The 18,725-nt window shown below is 68.7% G+C and carries 12 protein-coding genes; 4 read left to right on the forward strand and 8 right to left on the reverse strand.

The features are described 5' to 3' along the window. Nucleotides 1-243: 243 nt before the first annotated feature. Nucleotides 244-804 (reverse strand): nucleoside-triphosphatase, encoded by a 561-nt coding sequence (locus QIT00_RS31830; protein WP_282538931.1) that lies wholly within the window; start codon nucleotides 802-804, stop codon nucleotides 244-246. A gap of 108 nt (nucleotides 805-912) precedes the next feature. Between QIT00_RS31830 and QIT00_RS31835 the strand changes: the two genes are divergently transcribed. After that, a complete protein-coding gene (locus QIT00_RS31835) occupies nucleotides 913-1,365 on the forward strand; it encodes a YbhB/YbcL family Raf kinase inhibitor-like protein (RefSeq protein WP_282538932.1) in 453 nt (150 codons plus the stop codon). A 5-nt stretch (nucleotides 1,366-1,370) separates the two neighbouring features. Here QIT00_RS31835 and QIT00_RS31840 read toward each other — a convergent pair whose 3' ends face one another. Continuing rightward, a complete protein-coding gene (locus tag QIT00_RS31840; protein ID WP_282538933.1) occupies nucleotides 1,371-2,015 on the reverse strand; it encodes a protein-L-isoaspartate(D-aspartate) O-methyltransferase in 645 nt (214 codons plus the stop codon). Then, a complete protein-coding gene (locus QIT00_RS31845; RefSeq protein ID WP_282538934.1) occupies nucleotides 2,005-2,238 on the reverse strand; it encodes a hypothetical protein in 234 nt (77 codons plus the stop codon). The genes QIT00_RS31840 and QIT00_RS31845 overlap by 11 nt, the downstream gene beginning before the upstream one ends. A 770-nt stretch (nucleotides 2,239-3,008) precedes the next feature. Here QIT00_RS31845 and QIT00_RS31850 point away from each other — a divergent pair. The 3 genes from QIT00_RS31850 (at nucleotide 3,009) to QIT00_RS31860 (ending at nucleotide 8,192) form a co-directional block, all read left to right on the forward strand. Then, nucleotides 3,009-5,918 (forward strand): putative dsRNA-binding protein, encoded by a 2,910-nt coding sequence (locus QIT00_RS31850; RefSeq protein ID WP_282538935.1) that lies wholly within the window; start codon nucleotides 3,009-3,011, stop codon nucleotides 5,916-5,918. Nucleotides 5,919-6,745: 827 nt separating this feature from the next. Then, nucleotides 6,746-6,949, forward strand: coding sequence for a hypothetical protein (locus QIT00_RS31855; protein WP_282538936.1), 204 nt, complete (start codon nucleotides 6,746-6,748; stop codon nucleotides 6,947-6,949). 769 nt (nucleotides 6,950-7,718) lie between these two features. Further along, complete coding sequence (locus QIT00_RS31860; protein WP_282538937.1) at nucleotides 7,719-8,192, forward strand: hypothetical protein; 474 nt, start codon at nucleotides 7,719-7,721, stop codon at nucleotides 8,190-8,192. Nucleotides 8,193-8,526: 334 nt separating this feature from the next. On the opposite strand, the gene QIT00_RS31865 is transcribed toward QIT00_RS31860, so the two are convergent. The 5 genes from QIT00_RS31865 to QIT00_RS31885 all read right to left on the reverse strand — a co-directional run bounded on the left by QIT00_RS31865 (nucleotide 8,527) and on the right by QIT00_RS31885 (nucleotide 18,529). Further along, nucleotides 8,527-9,807 carry a TIGR02679 family protein gene (locus tag QIT00_RS31865; RefSeq protein WP_282538938.1) on the reverse strand — a complete coding sequence of 427 codons (1,281 nt, stop codon included), beginning with the start codon at nucleotides 9,805-9,807 and terminating at the stop codon, nucleotides 8,527-8,529. Beyond that, complete coding sequence (locus QIT00_RS31870) at nucleotides 9,804-14,060, reverse strand: TIGR02680 family protein (protein WP_282538939.1); 4,257 nt, start codon at nucleotides 14,058-14,060, stop codon at nucleotides 9,804-9,806. The genes QIT00_RS31865 and QIT00_RS31870 overlap by 4 nt, the downstream gene beginning before the upstream one ends. Then, nucleotides 14,057-15,382, reverse strand: a complete 1,326-nt coding sequence (locus QIT00_RS31875; RefSeq protein WP_282538940.1) for a TIGR02678 family protein — start codon at nucleotides 15,380-15,382, stop codon at nucleotides 14,057-14,059. The genes QIT00_RS31870 and QIT00_RS31875 overlap by 4 nt, the downstream gene beginning before the upstream one ends. Further along, nucleotides 15,379-17,007 (reverse strand): TIGR02677 family protein, encoded by a 1,629-nt coding sequence (locus QIT00_RS31880; RefSeq protein WP_282538941.1) that lies wholly within the window; start codon nucleotides 17,005-17,007, stop codon nucleotides 15,379-15,381. Before QIT00_RS31880 ends, QIT00_RS31875 begins: the two co-directional genes overlap by 4 nt. Before the next feature lie 775 nt (nucleotides 17,008-17,782). Next, the gene (locus tag QIT00_RS31885) at nucleotides 17,783-18,529 is read right to left on the reverse strand and encodes a TetR family transcriptional regulator (protein ID WP_282538942.1); all 747 of its coding nucleotides are present in this window, start codon (nucleotides 18,527-18,529) and stop codon (nucleotides 17,783-17,785) included. Nucleotides 18,530-18,725 lie beyond the last annotated feature (196 nt).

Below are 18,725 nucleotides of genomic sequence, written 5' to 3' on the forward strand. Positions count from 1 at the left end.
GAGAGGCACGCAGTCCAGGTGATTCCCGGGCCGGACACGTGGGCCTTTGTCGTCCTCCGCGGCTGCTCCTTCGATCTGGCAGGTCGTGGTGCCGGTGCCGAAGAGAAGTCCCTTCGGGAGTCCGACATGTTCTCCCGGTCCCGTCCCATGTCGAACGGCTGCCAGATCCAGTGGCCGCGCAGTGACGGTTCAAGAGGGATTCCGCGCGGCTGCGAGGCTTTCGGTAGGTCGGAGGCCGGTCTCTCATCCGTGAGAGAGCGGCCTTCCATGCGGCCGGGGCTGCTGCAGCCGGGTCGCGAGCTCTCCCGGCAGGGCGTCCCGGTTTGCCGGAGTGAGTTGGACGACCTCGATGTCGGCGCGCCGCTTGAGGGCGTCGGTGAACGGATCGTGGTGCGTGTGGACCGTGGCGACGAGGTCGATCTCGGCGACGAACAGTGCGTCGACCGCGTGCCGGAACGCCGTGCACGCCAGTTCCATCCGCCCCAGCTCATCGATGAGCACCAGCCGTCCTGTGGCCCCCTCGGTTGCTGCCGGCCGAAGCGACGGCAGCGCCAGTCGTTCCATGACGCCCAGGTCGACACCGTATTTCCCTACCCGTGGAGGACCGGGCAGGTCGACATGGGCGAGTACCTCCCGTCGGCCTGCCAGAGTCTCCAAGGCGAATCCGACGCGGGCGCCGGAATGCCGGATCTCCTCAGTGGTGAAGCCAGCGACCGTGTGGGTGGGCAGCAGCGCGGCCAGCCGACGGATGGCGGTCGTCTTGCCCGCCCCAGGGCGGCTCTCCAGCAGGATCCTTATCGGCACACTGCCATCTTCCTCCCCGCTTCCGGCGGCCCGGGTGGGCTCGGCCGAACAGGGTTTTTGGGGGTGCGGACCGGTGCCGGTGCCGCGCTTGCGGGTATGGCGGCGCGCATGAGCGGAATTGAACTCAGCAGTACCGCGTTCGACGACAAAACGGTGATCCCCCGTCGGTACAGCGGGGAGGGCGAGAACATCTCACCGCCCCTGACCTGGTCGGGGGTGCCCCACGAGGCCACGGAGCTGGTGCTCCTGTGTGAGGACCCGGACGCGCCGGGGGCGACCTTCCTGCACTGGCTGGTGACCGGCATCGATCCGGAGACCACCGGGGCGGGGGAGGGCCAGGAGCCCCTGGGGGGCCGGCCGTGGCCCAACGGCTTCGGCCGCGTGGGCTGGGGAGGGCCGATGCCTCCACCCGGGCACGGGCCGCACCGCTACTTCTTCCGCCTGTACGCCCTGTCCGAGTCGCTCCCGTTGCACGGCTACCCGGGTGCCGAGGACGTGCACCATGCCCTGAAGGGCAGGGAGCTGGCCTCTGGCACCCTGGTCGGGACCTATCAGCGCTGAGCGCGTCACCGCTGGTCGTAGCCATGGGCGCCGTACAGCCGGACGAAGCGGGCCGCGGTGATCGTCCTGCGTCGCACCAGGCCGCGGGCATGCCGCTCGTACAGCTCGACGCGCTCCTGCCTGCCTTGCCCGATCGGCTGGACGAGCCGGCCACCAGGGCGAAGCTGATCCACGAGCGGCTCAGGCACTCGCGGGAAGGCAGCGCAGACGATGACGGCGTCGTACGGGGCCCGGGTCGGAATCCCGAGGGTCCCGTCGCCGAGTACGACCTCGGCATTGCCGACGCCCTGCCCGGTCAGCCGCCGGCGGGCCTCGACGACCAGGTCGGGCCAGCGCTCGACGCTGACGACGTACGAGGCCAAGCGGGCCAGCAGCGCGGTCTGCCAGCCGTATCCGGTCCCGACCTCCAGGACCTGTTCGTCTCCGGTGAGGCCGAGAGCGGAGACCATCATGGCGATCAGCGAGGGCTGGGTGGTCACCTGCCCGTGGGGGAGCGGGACGGGCGTGTCCAGGTACGCGGATGCGCCTTCGTCCGCGGGGACGAATTCTGCCCGGGGAATGCTCCGTACGGCCGCCAGGAGGCGGTCGTCGGTCACGCCCACGGCGCGGGCCGCGCGAACCAGGTCTTCGGGGTTCCCCTTATGAGCCATCGGACCGCGGGGCCGTGGCGGTGGCGGTCCCGGTCGTGGTGCGTTCCGGGCTGACCAGGATCCCCCTCGACGTCGGCGCGTTGCTGATATCGGCCGTACTGTCCCGTGGCACCAGGACATCGGTCTCCGGGTGGTGGGCGGCGGCCCAGCCGGGTGCGGTCGGGCAGGCGACCAGCCGGAAGTCCTCCGTGCCGCGCTCGGTGCGGTCCGTCCAGGCACTCACGAGATGCACCCCTTCGCAGTGGGAGAGCCCGAGCGCGGTGCGGTCCGCTGGGGCCCTGGCGTACGACGCGCCGGGTGCCTTGCACGCCGTGACGGCGCTCGTTGTTCTTGCACGGAACAGTGTTCCACTGGTCGTGGGAGCGCAGGGTCTGCGACAGCAGATGCCTTTGGGGCGCCCTGGCATGGCGTGGGAGTTGCCGGTGAAGGCGGCCCTGCCGCCGGGGGGTTGGGTGACGTTCCTTCGTTCACGGGGTTGGGCAGCCGAAAGCCATCGCCGTAGTCCGCGGTGAGCTCCTCCCAGGGGACGGGCACCTTGTCACCGAAGGTCCGGCGGGCCAGTCGGCTCAGGATCAGCGCGGTCTGCCCGCACACCGTGTGCGTGTGGTTGAGCTCGGTGGAGACGTACGCGGCCTCTTGATCGGTAATCGGATCACCCCGTCCGGAGGGTTCCCGCACTCGATGGTCCTGGACGGGTGCCGAAGTCTGCGGGCGCTGCAGCCGGGGCTCCTCGCAGATGCTGAATGGTGGTGCCGGCCGAATCTGAGTCACGTCTGAGCGGACTGAACGGCGTCGAGTGCGCCCTTCCCGGACCTGCACTTGGCGGCCTACGCTGACTGTCCGTTCCGCCGCGATCACGAGGGGTCGGTGAGGTGCGGCGGGAGATGAGGCAAGGCAGGTGGGCAGACCGACGCGCGTAATCAACTGCTGGGACGCGCGCCACCGTTGCCTGGGAGAGAGTGACGGGGGCGCGTCACACGGCAGGGGGAGAGAATGAATCGCTGGGTCGGCATTGTGTCGCTGCGTGAGACCGCGCCGCCGACACCCTTGCACCGCATCGCGCTCGCGATCGACGCTGCGCGTAAGCGGACTTCGTACCAGCTGGCCACCCAGGTGGTGCCGTACGCGCGGATGCGGTCGGCGCTGCGCACGCTCGGTCAGGAGTACGCTCGCCACCGAGATTGGGAACGGCACGCGTACTGCGTCGACTTGGCCGGAGATTTCTTCGACGGCGGTTACCCCCCGAGCAGGCTTCCTTCCTGGCTCACCATCGAACTCCGGGGGCTGTTGGACAGTCGTTCGGGCACGTGGACGGCCGGCGGGCGAAGGGCGCGGGCGGCGCGTCGGCGCAGTGACGCGCGGTCCGCCCGCCAGCGTCCGGTGACCACCCGCAGGGGCAGGTCCACAGTTCCCGACGCCGCCCGTTTGGCTCGGCCAGTGCGCCCGGCTCCGCCTGCGATCGGACCTCGTCCGTCGCCGGAGCCGGTCCGGCCCTACTTGAGCGTCGAGCGGGTGCGTGACGTTCACGATGTCACGCACCCGGAACTGTGCGAGCCGCCTGTGTCGTTGGTAGGCGCTGGCCAAGAGGTCCAGAGAATTGTTGAAACGACTGTGGGCGGATGGGAACCCGGCACCGCGGTGACCACATGGCTCGGCCTGGCCGCCGAGCACCGCAGTCACCTCTACGAGAGCAACCACGCCGAACAGGTCACACCACATGTGCTTGGCTTACTCGACCGTCTCGGTGCCACCACGCTCAACGTGATCCTCCTCGATGCCTACGCAAGATGGGCGACTCCGAAGAAGGCGGGCGAGCAATCGAGCGAGCACGCCCGCAGACGCCGCGCCGCAGATAGCGCGCTCGGCGCTTGGGCTGCTGAACATGGACTGGCGCGCATGGGAGCAGGAGAGGCGCAGCAGCCTGCCAAGTCCGTCTACGAAGCGGTGGCTCGGCAGATCCTCGGCGTGCTCAGCCTCCACAGTGAACACGGGGCCGCCCGGCGGCTGGTCGCGGCAGTGTGGCCAGACCTCGACCGCCCGTCCACGCCAGCGGGAGCGGACTCCGTCACACTGGCGCAAGCAGCCTTCCAGAAGGAAGGACTCAGCTACGACTATGACGAGGAAGGCCCTGACCATCGCAAGGTCTTCCGCGCCGTTGTCCGTACCGGAAACGGCCGGATGGCGGAAGGCACCGGTCTGTCCAAGAAGGCGGCAAGAGCGGCTGCGGCACAAGCGTTGCTCGACTCGTATCCGCAACGGGCAGCGTCAGCAGGCGTCAAACGAAATGCCGGAGCCACGAGCCCATCGGCCTCAGCACCCTTGTCGTACGCACGGGCGGGCAAAGAACATCGGGACGCGGTAAGCGACCTAGCGGCGATGTTCGAGCTCGGCCGCCGCGCTGACGGACTTCTTGCCCAGGCGCTCACCCATGCCTCCTGGGTCCACGAGAACCCGGTGGCAGCGGCCGCAGCCCGCCAGCGCAACAACGACCTCCTCGCCCACCACGGCTCGCACGTCGTGGATCACCTATCCGCCCACCTCCGCGTCCGCCGAACCCTCGCGAAGGGCCTTGCTCCCGACGAGGACGAGGCACGCATCCTCCCCGCCGCTGACGATGACACCGCCCGCCTCGGTGCCGCTCTCCAGCTCTCGGAAGGTCTCCTGACAAGCCATGGCGAGAGCGGGCGGGGCCGCGCAGCGGTCTCGGACGCAGTCCAGGCGGTGGTCGCAGCGGCCTGGCGAGTCCACGGGCCCCGGCTTCTCGGGCGGCAACCCGCTGTTCTTCATGAGTGGCTTTCCGGCCTGGAGCACCAGCACGATCCGGTGACCGTCTTCGACGCCCTGGCAGCCACGTATGGCATCGCCTACGAGTACACCTACGCATCATCAGGGCCGGACCACTTGAAGAGCTACGTCGCCGCCCTTGAGCTGCGGGATGCTCGGGGCCGGGACCACCGGTGGACCGAGCAGGTGCCGGGAACCCCTGGGAAGCCGGAGGCGAAGAAAGCAACGGCGGAGGCTGTCCTGGACATCCTCGCAGCTCCCAGCAGCGGTGCCGTCGACGATCTCCCTGTCTCGGAGCGGGAGTTGCTCGTCTTCGCTCTGCGTGCCCAGCTCGATGGCCTTGGCCGGCCGACGGAGCGGCAACGAGCTCGGGCACTCGCCCGCGGCGACTTCGGTGCCGATCTCCTCGCCACCGGTGATACCGAAGCATTTCTCGCCTGGACAGAGCGAGTCTGCCCCTTGCTCGCGGAGGGCGGCACAGTCGTACCAGAGGCGCTGCATCAGCTGTATCGGAAGGTTCTCGAGGACATGCGTATCGGGCCGGGCTCGCTTTTGCGCCGCATGGCCGCTTCCCCGGGCACCGACGCCGCAAGCGTGGTTCGGAGCAACGCGGCAGATGCTGTGGGACGAGCACTGCACAGTGGGCCGCAGGCTGCCTCGGTCCGTGACGTTGTGCAGGCTTGGTGGCGAGATCAAGCCCCGGTCACCGGAGTGGCAGTCCGAGACGATATGCGGCAGCAGGTATTTCGTCCGCTCCCCGTCCATCTCGCCGCAGTGGACGAGACTTTGACATGGGGCGGCGAAGCTGCCGAGGCGGCCGACGCGCGCATAGATGTCGAACTGACGGTTCAAGACGGCACGCTGCATGTCTGTCTCGGCCTCGACAAGGTGGACGTCAAGACGGCCTGCGACGATTTTGCCCGTCTGCTCTCCCACGCGCTTCCCTACACCGACTGCATGGTCGGTGACGACCACGTACTGCTGCGCCTGCACGGTGACCCCGAGACAGCTCTACTTAACCCCTTGGCCACAGCAGGCATCAACGTCTACACCTCCGGACTGCCGGAACGGCGCTGGCCCACTGGGGAAGTTGCTAATCGCGACCCGTTTCAGGGCTGATGAGGAGACCGGGTAGGTTCACTTGCATCACGGCCTTCGCGGCAGCCCTCGACATCTCTTTGTGGTTGGTCAACAGCGAGATGTTTCCCACACCGTTCGCGGAAAGACGTCCGTCGTCGGCTCGTTCACGCACTGGCCTTGACTTCAGCGTGGCGCTAACCACGCTCACCCTGTCCCAACTCATCACACCGACAGGGCCGCTCCGGCTTTTCGCAGTCGTGGGTGCCCTTGGATGGCTGTTCCTGCGCAAGCGTCTGCCGGAGAGCAAGAACCGCACACTCAAACCAACGCCCACGATCGCATCGGGTCTACGGTGGCCAGCTCCAAGACATTCGCCCGGCACCGGCTCGTCACCCGGCAGGGCACGACCGCCGCCATCTGCGCCGCAAGCGGCCCACGCCCCTGAGGCGTGCTCAGCAGACGGGATGAACAGGCACGGTCGAACCGGGCCTACCTTTTGGCCTTCGGTTCGGGGCTCGAACTGCTCGGCCGCGTACCTGGGGTACCCCAGGAGCACCGCCCCCACCGCAGTACCGCGTCCACCGCGCCCCGGTGCGAAGCGTGCTTCCGTGACCTCGCAGGCCGCGCCCAGGATGCCCGCGCGGGGCCCAACATCGAGGCGGCGACGTGTAGTTCGCGGGTGGCCAAGGGGAGGAAGCGGTAATAGGTGGTCTCGCGGATGCCGGCCAGGAGGTGGTCGCCTGCCTGGGCGAGTGCGCCGACGATGGCCAGGACCGGTGGGGTGAAGAGGCTGACCGTGTCGGCGAGGGCCGGCACTGCGCCCAGCTTCCGCGCAGTTCGGGTCCGCCGCCCAGGCGCCTGCGCAGGTGCAGTGTGAGATCGAGCAGAGTCTGCTGCGGGGCGGAGTGGCGGGCCAGTACGTCGTCGAAGGTGAGGGACTTTCGGTAGGAGCGGGCGGCGAAGGAGAGCAGGGCCTCCTCGACGAGCGCGTCGTTTCCCGTGTGCCGGTCCAGGTACGCAACGAGAACAGCCTCGTCGGCGTCGGCAAGCTGTCTGAACCGGATGCTTAGCGGGTCGCCGGGGGAGGCTGTGCGTCGGCCAGGCAGGGCAGGGACGGGATCCGTGACGAGCGGCATGATGGTGGCAATCAGCTCCTTGGCCCGTTGGTTTTTCTCCCACGCAGAATGGCTGGACGGGTAGCCGTGTGCACCAGACCGGGCAGCCAGGGACCTCCTGGTGTCCTCGACTACGAGGCGCGCCTTCTGTCGCGCCTCCTCCGGGACTTCGGGGAGATGTACGAGGAGTGCGTGCAACCAGCCGAGATCGCGCACGACCCGATAGCGCGAAGCGGGTTCCGGTTCCCAGAGGTTCAGAGCGGAAAGGCAGATCGTTGCGAACCGAGTGCCGAGGGCGGCGACGAGCTCCTGGGACGCCAGCCATTCTCGGGGCCGGCCGTAACGCTGGGCCTCGCCGGGGTTGAGGAGGAACCGCCAGGTCTGGCTTCCTGCCCGCTCCACCCAGTCGACGGCGGAGCGGCAGAGAATGGTCTGGATGGACTTGGACTGCATCTCCTCGTCGAGGAATTGTTCCACGTAGTCCCGCTCCTCCTGGGACGCGGCGGCCAGCTCGTCGGTGTAGCGCTCCCGTGCCTGCGCGCGTCAGCCCGTCCCGGCAGGATCGGTAAATCCGGGTGACGAGGACCGCACGCTCGAAGGACTTCAGATTGTGTGCCGCGACTTCCTCCAACAGGGCTGGTTCTACGTGCCACGGTATGGAGCCGAGCAGGTGTTCACGCACCACGCGATCGGCGGCGGGCTGACTCGCGGACCAGGCCAATAGGTGGCGGTGGTGTTCGGTCTGGGCCCGGAGGACGCCGTCCCACATGCTTTCCCAGGCGTCGGATGCGGCGCGGTGGCGCTCCATCCACGCATCGACGTCTTCTTCGCCGTCATGCTTGTCTGGCCCGAGCGGGAGGCAGTCGAGGGCTGCAATGAACACGTCCTGGTGCAGGCCGTGTTCACCAAGAACGACCTGGGCGGGCGTCGGATCCGTCAGCAGCTCGGGGGTGATGGGCAGGCGCGATTTCGAGCGGCGGTGGAGCGCAGCAGCGACGGTGTGGATGAGTGCTACGCCACCCTCTCTCCGGCCGAGTGCACCGAGTTGCGCCTCGGTGCACTTCTCCAGGACTTGCGCCCTGTATGCGTCCGGGCAGCCTTGATGCGACAGGGCGACGCGGGTCAAGTCCATGCGACCGGTCGTCATGTGCGGGCGCGGTTCGCGATCGAGGTCGCTCTCCACCGCCATGGCCAATAGCCACTCGGGCGCCGACTTTGCGAGCGGTCCCGTAAGCAGGGACATGGCCAAACCGTCCCGATCCGTGCCCGGGGGCGCCGTGCGTATCGCCTCGACAGCCATGCGGGTAGGCGGGGAATCCTCGGACGCCTGCGCGATGACCGTACGCAGGAAGTCGTAAGGAAGAGACAAGCGTGATTCCGCCGCGGCCATCGGACTCCAATCGTCGACACCGCCCCGCGACGTGATCCTCTGGTCAGAGCCACCCGGGCACGGCGACGTATCAGGTGTGAGCGTCAATCATGCCGAAAAGGACTGACAACCCAGGTGAGTTCGGCATGATGCCGACGTCGCTCTACACCTGGTGTGACAGGTCTGCCACCAAGAGATCGAGGGTGGCCTCCTCGTGGAGCGCGACGCCGAGGGCGGTCATGGCGGGGGCGAGGCCCGGGTCCCAGTCCGCGTCGACCGGCTGTCCGTCGAGTGCCAGTTGAGGGATGCCTTCGGCCTGACTGCGGGCGGCCAGATGCTCGTAGTCCGCGGTGCCCATGCGCCACGGCAGGGCTTCGTAGCGGCGGATGACCCGGTTGGCCAGCGCGATCCCCGGCCAGTCGAAGTCGCCGTGGTACGCGAAGCGGCAACCCGTGGCGGCGAGGGCGTCGAGAAGCGTGAAGACCACGGTGGCGGCGCTCCCGGAGGTGCACACGATGGGCTGAACGCAGGCCGCATCCGCCGCGGCTTCCACCACGCGCGGATTCTCACAGATGTGGATGAGCGTTGCGGCGGGGAGCTGCAGCCGGAGGTCATGGAGGTCGCGTGGTGTGATGTGAACTTCGCAGTGATGGTCGGCCCGCTCCCGCAGAGCCCGCTCCCGCCAGCCCTCGCCGACGGGTCGCAGCCCGTAGGTGAGCACCGTGCTGGAGACCTCGTCCGGCCTGACGGACACCAGTCGCCACAGAGCGCGTCGGCCGGCCGCGTCGTCGGGGAACTCGGTGCCATGGGCGAGGGCGACGCCGCGTTGGACGAGGCGTGCGAGCCAGGTGCCGTCGTCCAGGCCGTGCGCGGAGCCGGTCGTCATGGCGGCGAGTTCTCCTCGGCCGTGTGTGCCGTTGCGTTCAGTTCCTTCGGGTCCGAGGAGAGCGGTGAGGACTTGGACCGCCTGCTGGAGTGTCCATATTGCCGCTTCAGACGTCACTCCTTTCGGAACACCAGCACGGCGCATCACTTCGTACCACTGCCGGGGCCATTCCTGGTCGGCGAGCGGGGAGGCGTCCAGTGACGAAGCAAGGGACGACCACACTCGCTCCCGCCGGGCCGTCACATCCGCGCGGGCGGCACGGCGGTCGGTGAGCGGCGGCCCGAGTTCTTCCAGGGTCTGCCTGAGTCCGAGTCCGGCGGCAGAAGCGCGTAGCCGTGCGTCGAGCACGTCGAGCCGTACGGTCACGGCGGCACCTGTGAGGGGTTTGCCCAGTAGGAGGGACAGATCGTTGCGTTCCCGGGCGTTCATCGCGGTCAGCCGGAGCGAACCCGTGGCCTGTACGCCGTTGCTCTCCAGGCGTTTACGTGCCCCCTGCCACAGCCGGGTGAGTCCAGGTCCCGTCAGCCATTCGCGCGTTGCGGCGGGCAGCCCGCTCATACGGACACCAGACGCCGGTGCCGACCGTTCCAGGTGTAGTGCAGGGTGGCCACCCCGCGTACGTGGGGATCACGGAGGCACTCATAGATATGCAGGGACGGCACCTCGGGCCAGTTGCCCATGAGCCGCTCGCTGGTGAGGACGAAGTCGAGATCGAGGTCGACGAGGATACGGCCCAGTCGGCCGTGGGTGGGTTCATCGACCTTGGCGAAGGCATCGTCCAGGAGGATCAGGCGCGGTGCGTGCGGTGCCGACTCGGCGAGGCTGGTGAAGTGGGCGGCTGCTGCGGCGAAGAGCACGAGGTAGGAGAGGACCCGTTGTTCGCCCTGGCTGAGCCCCGTCCGGCCGGTCAGTTTCCTACGGCGGCCCGGGGCCGCGTCCTCGACCACGAAGGTGTGGAAGCGGAACCAGTCTCGGTAGTCCAGCGCGGTCCGCAGATGGGCGGCGTAACCGGCTGATGGGTCGGCACGGCGGGCGTCCTCGATCCGGCGTTGCAGCACCTCGCGCAGCTGCTCGGTCTGGTCGCGCGTCCTGAGGCTCGACGGACTGCGCAGCAGCTCGACGGCCGCGCGTACATCCGCGTCCACGTCCTCGTCCAGCTTCCACAGCAGTTCGACGCCGAGGCCGTGGGAGGTGCGCACGGTCCGCAGGGTGTCGTTGAGAGCCGCGACCAGGTTCGCAGCGGTGATGACCTGTGCCGAGAGGTGGTCGCCTAGCTCGCCGGTCAGGAACCGCTGGAAGACCTCACGTTCGCGCTCGGTGAGCCGCCCTCGGGCCTCCGCGGCCTGAACCGCGATCCGCTCGCCCACGGCTGCGACGTCATGGGACCCGTGGTCGTCGACCAGGCGGCACACCTTGATCCCGTCGCGCTCCTCCAGCTGCGCGTCGAACCCGCCGGCCAGTTGATCGCGCAGATCGGTGTGACGGTTGAGCAGGGTGCTGTCCGACACCTCGCCCTTCGGGCGGCCGAGGGCTTGCTCCACGCCGTCGGCCAGGGCCCGCAGCGCTCGCAGACGGCTGCGCACGTCCGCGCCGGGATCGTCCGACACGTACTCGGGCAGCGAGGACCGGTCGAGGCCGGCGCCGAGCACCACCTCCGGTCGGCCGAGAGCAGCGCGAAGAGCGCTGCCGGTGTCGATGACCGTCGTTTCCTGGTCCGCCAGGGTCCCGCGCAGGCGTTTCTCGTCCTCTTCCGCGCGCACGCGCTGGTCGTGGAGGTCGTCGCGCGCTCGTTGCGCCCCGGGCAGGCCGCGGCCGGCGTTCGCGATGCGCTGTTTGGCCTCCTGCTCGCGGGAGAGGATCTCCTCCTCGGACGATCCGATGGCCTCCTCGCGGGTACGCAGGTCCTGCTCAGCGGTGCGCAGTCCGGCGAGGTGGAGCCGGTAGCTCTCGTCCGCGGCCAGGCGATCCTCTTGGGTGCGTGCGTACCGGTCGGCATCGGCCTGGTTAGTACCGAGCCGCTCGCCCGTGCCGCTGACTGCCCTGCGCAGATGCCCGATACCGCCGAGCAGGCCGGTCAGTGCGGTGCGCACACGGTCCAGGGCGGCCGGGTCGCCGGGCAGGTCGTGGGCGGTGGCGGTGGCCTGCGACTTGGTCCGCGCCGATGCCGCGAGAGCGCGTGCCTCCTCCGCCAGCCGCGCCGCCCGGGCTGCCTTGGCGGTCAGGTCGCGCAGCGTCCGCTCGGCTGATTCATTTCTGCTCCAGGCGTCCGCGAGATTCCGTGCCCTGGGGAAATCCCGTTCCGCGAGCGTGAGAGTTCGACGCATGGCATCGGCTGCGGCAAGCTCCTCGCGGATATCGGCCAGCCGCTGTGCAGTCTGCGCGATCCGCTCCTCCAACTCGGCGAGGATGCGGCGCCGGGTCTCGGCGCGTACGGCGGCTCCCACGTATTCGGTGTCGCCCTTGTCGTGACGACCGCTGAGTACGCCCAGGCGCCAACTTCCGTCATAGGAAACCGCGTTGTGTACGGAGGTCTCCTGTGTTGATGAGAGTGCGATGGTGGCCAGCAGACCCTCCACCTGCTCGGCCGTGACGCCGCAACCCGGTTCAGGGGCTGGGCGCAGGGCCGAGGCGAGGGTCGGCCCGTCGGACAGCACGGGACCCGGCTGGAGAAGGGTGTCCCGGGTGCGCGGATCGAGCAGGGCGCCGTCCGCACTCACCCACGCGTCCAGGATTCCACTTGCCTCCAGCGCCCCTTCCAGACCGGCTCGGTTGGTCGGAGCCAGCTCGTCCACGAAGTCCACGAGCCGGTAGAAAGGTGCTCCACTGCCCGGCGTCCTCGCGGCAGCGCGATGGTGCGGAGCCGGCGGCTCGGGGTCGGTACGTTGCTCCCAGCCCCGCTTCTGCTCCGTTAGGTGGTCGAGTTCTTCGCTGAGCCAGTTGACGCTGAGTGCCAGGGCGTCTCGGTGTCCGGTGAGTTCCTCGCCGTACGGCTCCAATGCGGCCTGAGCGGTCCGCCACGCCTGGCTGTCGATGTCGGGCGGCAGCGTACGGTCCGCGAAGGGCGCGTCGGTAGAGGTCTCGTGGCCGACGGTGGCGTGGACGGCGTCCAGTGATGGGCAGTCCGGACCCAGCGCATTCCGCGTGTGCGCCGCCCACTCGGCGACTTGCCGGGAGTAGGCGCCGCTCTCCTCGGCGACCTTCTGACGACTGTCGTCGAGATGGCCGGCGGCCTCTTCCGCCTCGCCCTCCACCCGTTCGCGCTCGGCATCGGCCTGAGCTGCCGCAGCTCGGGCCTCGTCCGCCCGTGAGATGAGGCGGGTCACCTCCTGAACCATCCGGGCCCGGTTTTTCGCGACCACCTCGGCGTTCTCCAACTGGTCCTGCCAGGACCGCAGCCCTTCCTGCGCCGTGACTGTGTCCACGCGGGCCACCGACCGGTGCCGTACGGCGCGCGTCTCCCCGTCCGGAGTCGTCAGCTCGGTCTCGGTGGCCAGGGCGAGAACCGTGCGCGGCAGGGCCACCGCCTCGCCGAGATGGCCGGTGGGAAGGCCGGACTTCTCTGCCTGTGTCAGCAGCTCCCGGTGTTCGGTTCCCAGCTCGGCCAGTCGGCTGCCGAGGTATTCGACGCCTTCGGCCAGCCGCTCCGCCGAGCCCTCCTCCGCATCGTGTGCGTTGCTCAAGGTGGTGAACGCAGCCGCGGCGGCGGTGTTCAGCGCCTCCACCGTGCCGCGGCGCTCCGAAAGTTCGCGCAAGCTGCGGTAGGCGTGACTAGCGTGCAGTGCGGCCAGGTCGGTCCGGGCATCCTGTTCCTCCTCGCGCAGGGTCTCCAGTCGGCCCTCCGACTCCTCCTCCTGCGCTCTCAAGTCGCTCGTCCGCTGTGCGGCGTCTCCGGCCGCCCGGCGCCGCTGTGCGAGGACACCCAGCTCGTGGCTCACTCTCTGGGCGGAAGTTCGCAGGACTCCGGCCAGGTAGCCGCGGTAACTGGTGAGGAACGTGTGCAAGGCCGCGTCGGTGCGTTCCAGGCGGCCGAGTTCGTCCCGTACTGCGTCGAGGTCGTGGAGGTTGCGCGCTACCTTCTCGACCACGTCCTCGTCGAGCCCCGGCAGTGTCTCGCTCAGCAGGGAGACGAGGCCCCCGTGTTCGATACGGTCGCCGACCGTCGGGCGCCGCAGCCGGTGGAGGAGCTGGGTGAGGTTGCGGTAGCGCATCGCGTCGGTGATGCCGAACAGTTCCCGGGCCACGCGTGAGCGGTGCTGGACCGCACGGTCGGTCGTGTTGTCGGAACCGACGATCTCCTTGAGTCGGTCGACCGGTAGCGGCTTACCGGCCTCAACCAGTTGCAGGTCCTCACCGACCCGCAGCGGGGTGACGAAGAACGTCGGCAGCGCCTTCTGCGTCGACTTCGAGCCGCGGATGGCGGCACCGAGCGTGAGGTGGCGGTGACCGCCGTCGTCGGCTGTGCCCTGGAACTCCACCCACAGGTATCCGAGACGGTTGGTCTGCTCGAACCCGTCCAGCATCAGCCAGGCGAGCGTGGTGCGGCCGCTGCCTGTCGCGTCCAGTGCCCGGGAGTCGCCGTCCAGAAGATACGGGAGCAGCATTTCCAGGGCCTTGGACTTGCCCGCGCCGTTCTTGCCACGCAGTAGCAGCCGTCCGTCGCCGAAGGAGAACTCCTGCCTGTCGTACTGCCAGACGTTCTGGATACCCGCCCGGTGCAGCCGGAAGCGGGTGCCGCTGGTTGTTGCGGGGCCGGCTGTTGTCGCAGCTCCGGAACGCGGCAGCGGAATGAGGCCACGCGCGTCGGTGGTCATAGCGGCAACTCCTCCTGAACGTCCTTGTCTTTGCCGGCTGCGGTGGCAGGGCGCACGGTGACTTGGGTGGCGTAGCGGGCTGCTGCTGCCAGCAGCACCCAGCCTTCGCCGCCGGGGCGCGCGCCATGGACATCGGTCACCGTGCGTCCTTCCGACGCCTCTTCGACATATCCCTCCGGCAGTCCTTCGCCCTCGGCGCGCAGCCGGCCCGCGCGGGCCATCAGCCGCATGCGGGCCAGCAGGTCCAGTACGGCCTCTCGCAGGGAGGGAAGGTCCTCCAGGTAGCCGCGTCGCCAGTTGCTGCGTTGCCCGTACTCGGCGATCAGCTCGGCGAGCACCTCGTCCACCAAGCCGTCCGGGGCAGCCACTCCGATGACGAGCGTCCCGCCGGTTGCCGGATGCCCTGGGGCCTGAGGCCGAAGCCGTTCCACGAGCCGCTCCGCCAGGAGCAGCGCGGCCTGTGCGACGGTCCCGGTGCCCGGCAGGTGCAGATCCGTGAGCTCTTCCTCGGGGTCTATCAGCGCCACGCCCTCGGCACGGATCTCCATCTCCAGGCCCAGGAGTTCGGAGAAAGCCTGAGCTTCCCGGCGCTGCCGGGTGCGCAGCCAGTCACGCTCGGCGTCGGTCAGCTCGTCGAGGTGCACGACGGGTGTCTCGACGAGCATTCGGCGCACGTAGGTGCGTGGTCCGCCGAAGCCCGGGTCTGCTGCCCGCCGGACCAGGTCGGCGCCGTCCCGTGCCTGGGAGAGCGGGCCGGCGACGACCACGCGTGCCAGCTCCCGATCTATCGTGATCAGAGCTTCCCCGCCTGACTCCTGTGCAAGTGTGACCACATGGCCCTCAGTCTCGATGAGCACACCCCAGTCGACGAGCTGGCGCAGAGCTGCGACTAGGGTCCGCTTCCCGGCCGCCCGGCCCGTTTCCTCCAGCTCGATACCGGCGTCGGCTGCGGCAGCCCTTATATCGGCGACCAGGTGTGTGAGCAGCATCTGCTCGGGCGCGGTCACCAGCACGGACAGGGCCAGCGCGAGGCAGGCGTACGTGTGCGGGGTGAACGGGGTGCCGGTGGAGCGCTCCAGCCGATGACCCGAACCCGCCCCCAGCCCCGCCTTGAACAGCCGGGCGTAGGAGCTGTCGACCAGCAGGCGGTAGCCGAGCACTTGCTGGAACCGTTTGCCGAGCCAGTCGGCGTGCCTGCGGATCAGCGGGAAGAGGTCGGCGTGGGAACCGTCCGACGCGATCAGTGGGTGGGCGAGCAGCAACCGGGCGGCGGTGCGACGCTCGGCTGCCAGGGCTACATCGTGAGTCGAGGGGAGGGTCACGACACACTCGCCTCCGCTTCGCCGGCGACCGCGCCGGAGGTGCGAACGATGTCTAGCTCCAGGTCGTCCAGTAGTAGGTCGCCGTCGGCCGAGGACAGTGCTGTCCGGGTGCCTGTCGTCCGGCGAACGGTGAGGCGGATACGCAGTTCGGCGTCTTCACTGCTGGCTGAGTCGAGGTCGAACCCCGCCGTTCTCTCTCCGTCCGTGCCGGTGGGCCTGCTGAGCTGTGCATTTCCGAGCGCTGTGGCCAGCAGCTCCAGGAGCAGGCCGAGCGCCGCTGAGGTGAGGCGTACCTCGGCGAACCGGCCGGATGCGCTGTGCAGTTCGTCGGCTGCCGCTGCTCTGGCTGCTGCCCGCTGACGGGCCGCCTCCTTTAGCAGCTGCTTCTGCGCGGAGTGGTCCTCCACCGCTGAGGCACGGCCCCGCTGAGCTCGACTGCCTCTTTCACGCAGGGCCACCGGCACCTCGACCACCGGACCGTTCCACCAGCTTGTGTAGGCGGGCACCACCTCGTCGGTGGCCGGCGGTATGCCCAGATGGCGGGCGCCGTACAGCCCGAATGCGGCTACGGCGATGTCGTGCGCGTCCCGCGGCGCGGCTTCGTCGAACCAGCGGGCCAGCCGCAGCAGATCCTTGCGCCGGGACATCTCCCCGGTGGCCGACCGCAGCATCCGTTTGGCGTTGGCGAGCAGCGACTGCAACGCGCGCAGGGTGGCATCGCGTAGCTGGTCGACCTGGCTGCCCTGGCCGTCGGTGTTGCTGAACCAGCCGCGCAGGCCCTCCCAGTCCGCGAATTCGCGGCCCCGGCTGCGCTGGATCCGGACCTCCGGGCGGCTTTCGCCCTGCGCCTGCGTAGAGAGCCCGGTGAGCCCCTGGGCGTGGGAGTCCAGCCGGTCCAGTAGAGCTGGGATGTGCGGCCACAGGGTGTCCAACGCCGCCGAGATCCGGGGCGCGCGGAACGCCACGTCCTCCGTGATCGCCTCGACGTAGTCCAGGAGCAGCTCTTTGAAGCCCTGGTACTCGGCACTGTCCAGGTCGTAGCGGGACAGCACCTGGCCGAGGTAGGCGTAGAAGTCGCGTATGGAGTCCGCGAACTCGGTGAACTGCACGAACAGCGTGCTGATCCGCTCCAGTCCGTCCTGCGGCTCGACGCCGCCCGGCGCGGTCACGAGGTCGGCCAGCTCCCGTAGTCCGCGCTCGACCAGGGCCAGCAGTTCGTTGCTCACCTCGCGGGCGGCGTCGGCCTCAGTTAGGACCCCGTCGGCGTCCCGCTGGATACGTTCGCCCAGTTTCGACAGCTGGTAGCGCGAGCGGGAACGCTGGTACTCGTTGATGCTGGACGCGTTCACCGTGTGGCTGCTGCGGAGCAGGTTTCCCCACTGGACCAGTTGTTCCAGTCGGACCGTGAGGGTGTCGGCATCGAGTCCCGCGGCAGAAGCGCCGGTCTGGCGCAGTTTCGCCATGATGTCCGGGGCGGCGAGTTCCGCCAGCAGCGTTCCGCAGAAGATCCGCATGATCGAGACGTGCTCCAGCCGCTCGGGCGCGCTGAGGTACGTGTACGCGTTCAGCCGCCGCGCCTCCTCTTCGTCGGCGGCCTGGCCCGCACCGGATGTTGATGCCCCCATGCCCGTGAGGTTACGCGGCGTATACGGGTGCCGCCGGTTGGTGGCCGAAATTGCCACGGACGTTGCCGGGCTGCGGCGATTCCCGTGGCAGCGGCCTGTGCGGCAAGGGACGTCTCTGGCTCACCCTGGATGGCTCCTTCGGTTTCTGCGCTGAGTGGCCTTCAGGAGAATGCGGTACGTTCGGGCCGATATCGATGACGGCGGAAGACGGAAATTGCTCCCGTTCTGCTTCGGGATCGGGCCGTCAGCTGTGCAGGGCGGCCACCGCGGTGTAGAGGGCCTGCGCGATGGTCACGACGGACGCCACCGCGCCGACTGCCAGGCCGAGGTCATCGAGGTTTTCCGTCAGTCGGCGTTGATCAGGGTTCGTGCTGTCGAGTTCTTCGCCGATGCGAGCGGCTGTCCGTCGGGCAAGGTCGGGGTTACTGAGTTCTGCGGTGTGCTCGTCCAGCGCGGCGGTCAGCTCGGCCAGTTTCGCTTGGGCCGTTGCCTGGTGGTGGTCGGTGTCATGAGAAGTGCCGCTGATATGGACTTGCCGTTGGTCTCCGCCGACCCGCTGCGGGCGCGCGCGTCGGATGAGAATCCCACGGTTGCCATCGGAAGAGCGGGGGCGCGTTGGTCGGTAGCCTGGGGTTGTACTAACGGAGTTTCGCGGACACGAACAAGGACAATCCGCGGCGGCAGGTGCGGCTGAGCTTCTTCGGCGGGTGAGGCGATCTGGCCGCTCCGTGGCATCGCCACTCAAACGGCACCTAGTGTCGTCGAAATAGGGAACTCAGTTCCGCTCGCTCTCGTCCAAGGTGGACTCGATCTCGCGGACCACGCGCCACATCGGCGTTCGGCGTTTGGCGATCAGGACGACGACTTCCTCCGGCTCCTGTGCGGGCGCGTCCGAGGTGCCGTCTGTGGTCACCCCCCAGGATTGCTGCACGAATTCGAGAGCGTGATTCATGCGGGACGTGACGTCCTCCCGCTTGCCGCCGGCGCGGAGCCACGACCGGAGCGCGTTGTTGTGTGCGGCGACGACCGACGCCGCGATCACGTCGGCGCGCAGAGTCCCGTCCGACCAGCCGGCGAAACGGCGGCGGAGGTAGTCGGCGAGGGTGTGTTCGTAGCGCCAGACGACCGACAACTCGTGGGCGCGCAGGGCGGGAACGCTCTTCGTCAGCTCGTACCGCTTCACGGAGAACGCGGGGTCGGCCGCGTACATGCGCATCACCAGTCGGGCCGCGTCGCAGACCTGCGTGACCGGTTCCCCGTCACCGGCCCTCTGCTCGAGGAGCTCCGTCATGTCGGCGAGGCAGCGCTCGTGATCGGGGAAGACCACATCCTCCTTCGACGGGAAGTAGCGGAAGAAGGACCTTCTCCCCACCCCGGCGAGCTGAACGATGTCGTCGATCGTGGTCTGCTCGAACCCACGCTCCAGGAACAGTTCGAAGGCCGCCGCGATCAGCGCCTCCCTCATCGACGGCTTCCCCGATCCGTTGCCGACACCGCCGTTGGGGCCCTGTCCATCGCTCATGCAGGGAACATAACACCGGCCTGCACGCCTGCTCTGCGGCTGGAGCGTGCGGAGGCGGCTCCACTACCGGGCCTGGATTAGTGGCACTGAGTGTGCATACTGGAGGGCACTGAGTGCCACGTATGCGATGGGATCGATGCTCCGGCCGACAGCCGGCCGGGAACGACTGGGGTGCCCTGTTATGAGCCAGGATTTC

It is taken from the genome of Streptomyces luteolus (assembly GCF_029968015.1).
In the GTDB taxonomy this organism is placed as follows: Bacteria; Actinomycetota; Actinomycetes; order Streptomycetales; family Streptomycetaceae; genus Streptomyces; species Streptomyces luteolus.

What these genes read in the sequence shown, in the direction of transcription:
- QIT00_RS31835 (WP_282538932.1), top strand. Translation starts at nt 913, where the DNA reads ATGAGCGGAATTGAACTCAGCAGTACCGCGTTCGACGACAAAACGGTG.
- QIT00_RS31840 (WP_282538933.1), bottom strand. Translation starts at nt 2,015, where the DNA reads ATGGCTCATAAGGGGAACCCCGAAGACCTGGTTCGCGCGGCCCGCGCC.
- QIT00_RS31850 (WP_282538935.1), top strand. Translation starts at nt 3,009, where the DNA reads ATGAATCGCTGGGTCGGCATTGTGTCGCTGCGTGAGACCGCGCCGCCG.
- QIT00_RS31865 (WP_282538938.1), bottom strand. Translation starts at nt 9,807, where the DNA reads ATGAGCGGGCTGCCCGCCGCAACGCGCGAATGGCTGACGGGACCTGGA.
- QIT00_RS31870 (WP_282538939.1), bottom strand. Translation starts at nt 14,060, where the DNA reads ATGACCACCGACGCGCGTGGCCTCATTCCGCTGCCGCGTTCCGGAGCT.
- QIT00_RS31880 (WP_282538941.1), bottom strand. Translation starts at nt 17,007, where the DNA reads ATGGGGGCATCAACATCCGGTGCGGGCCAGGCCGCCGACGAAGAGGAG.
- QIT00_RS31885 (WP_282538942.1), bottom strand. Translation starts at nt 18,529, where the DNA reads ATGAGCGATGGACAGGGCCCCAACGGCGGTGTCGGCAACGGATCGGGG.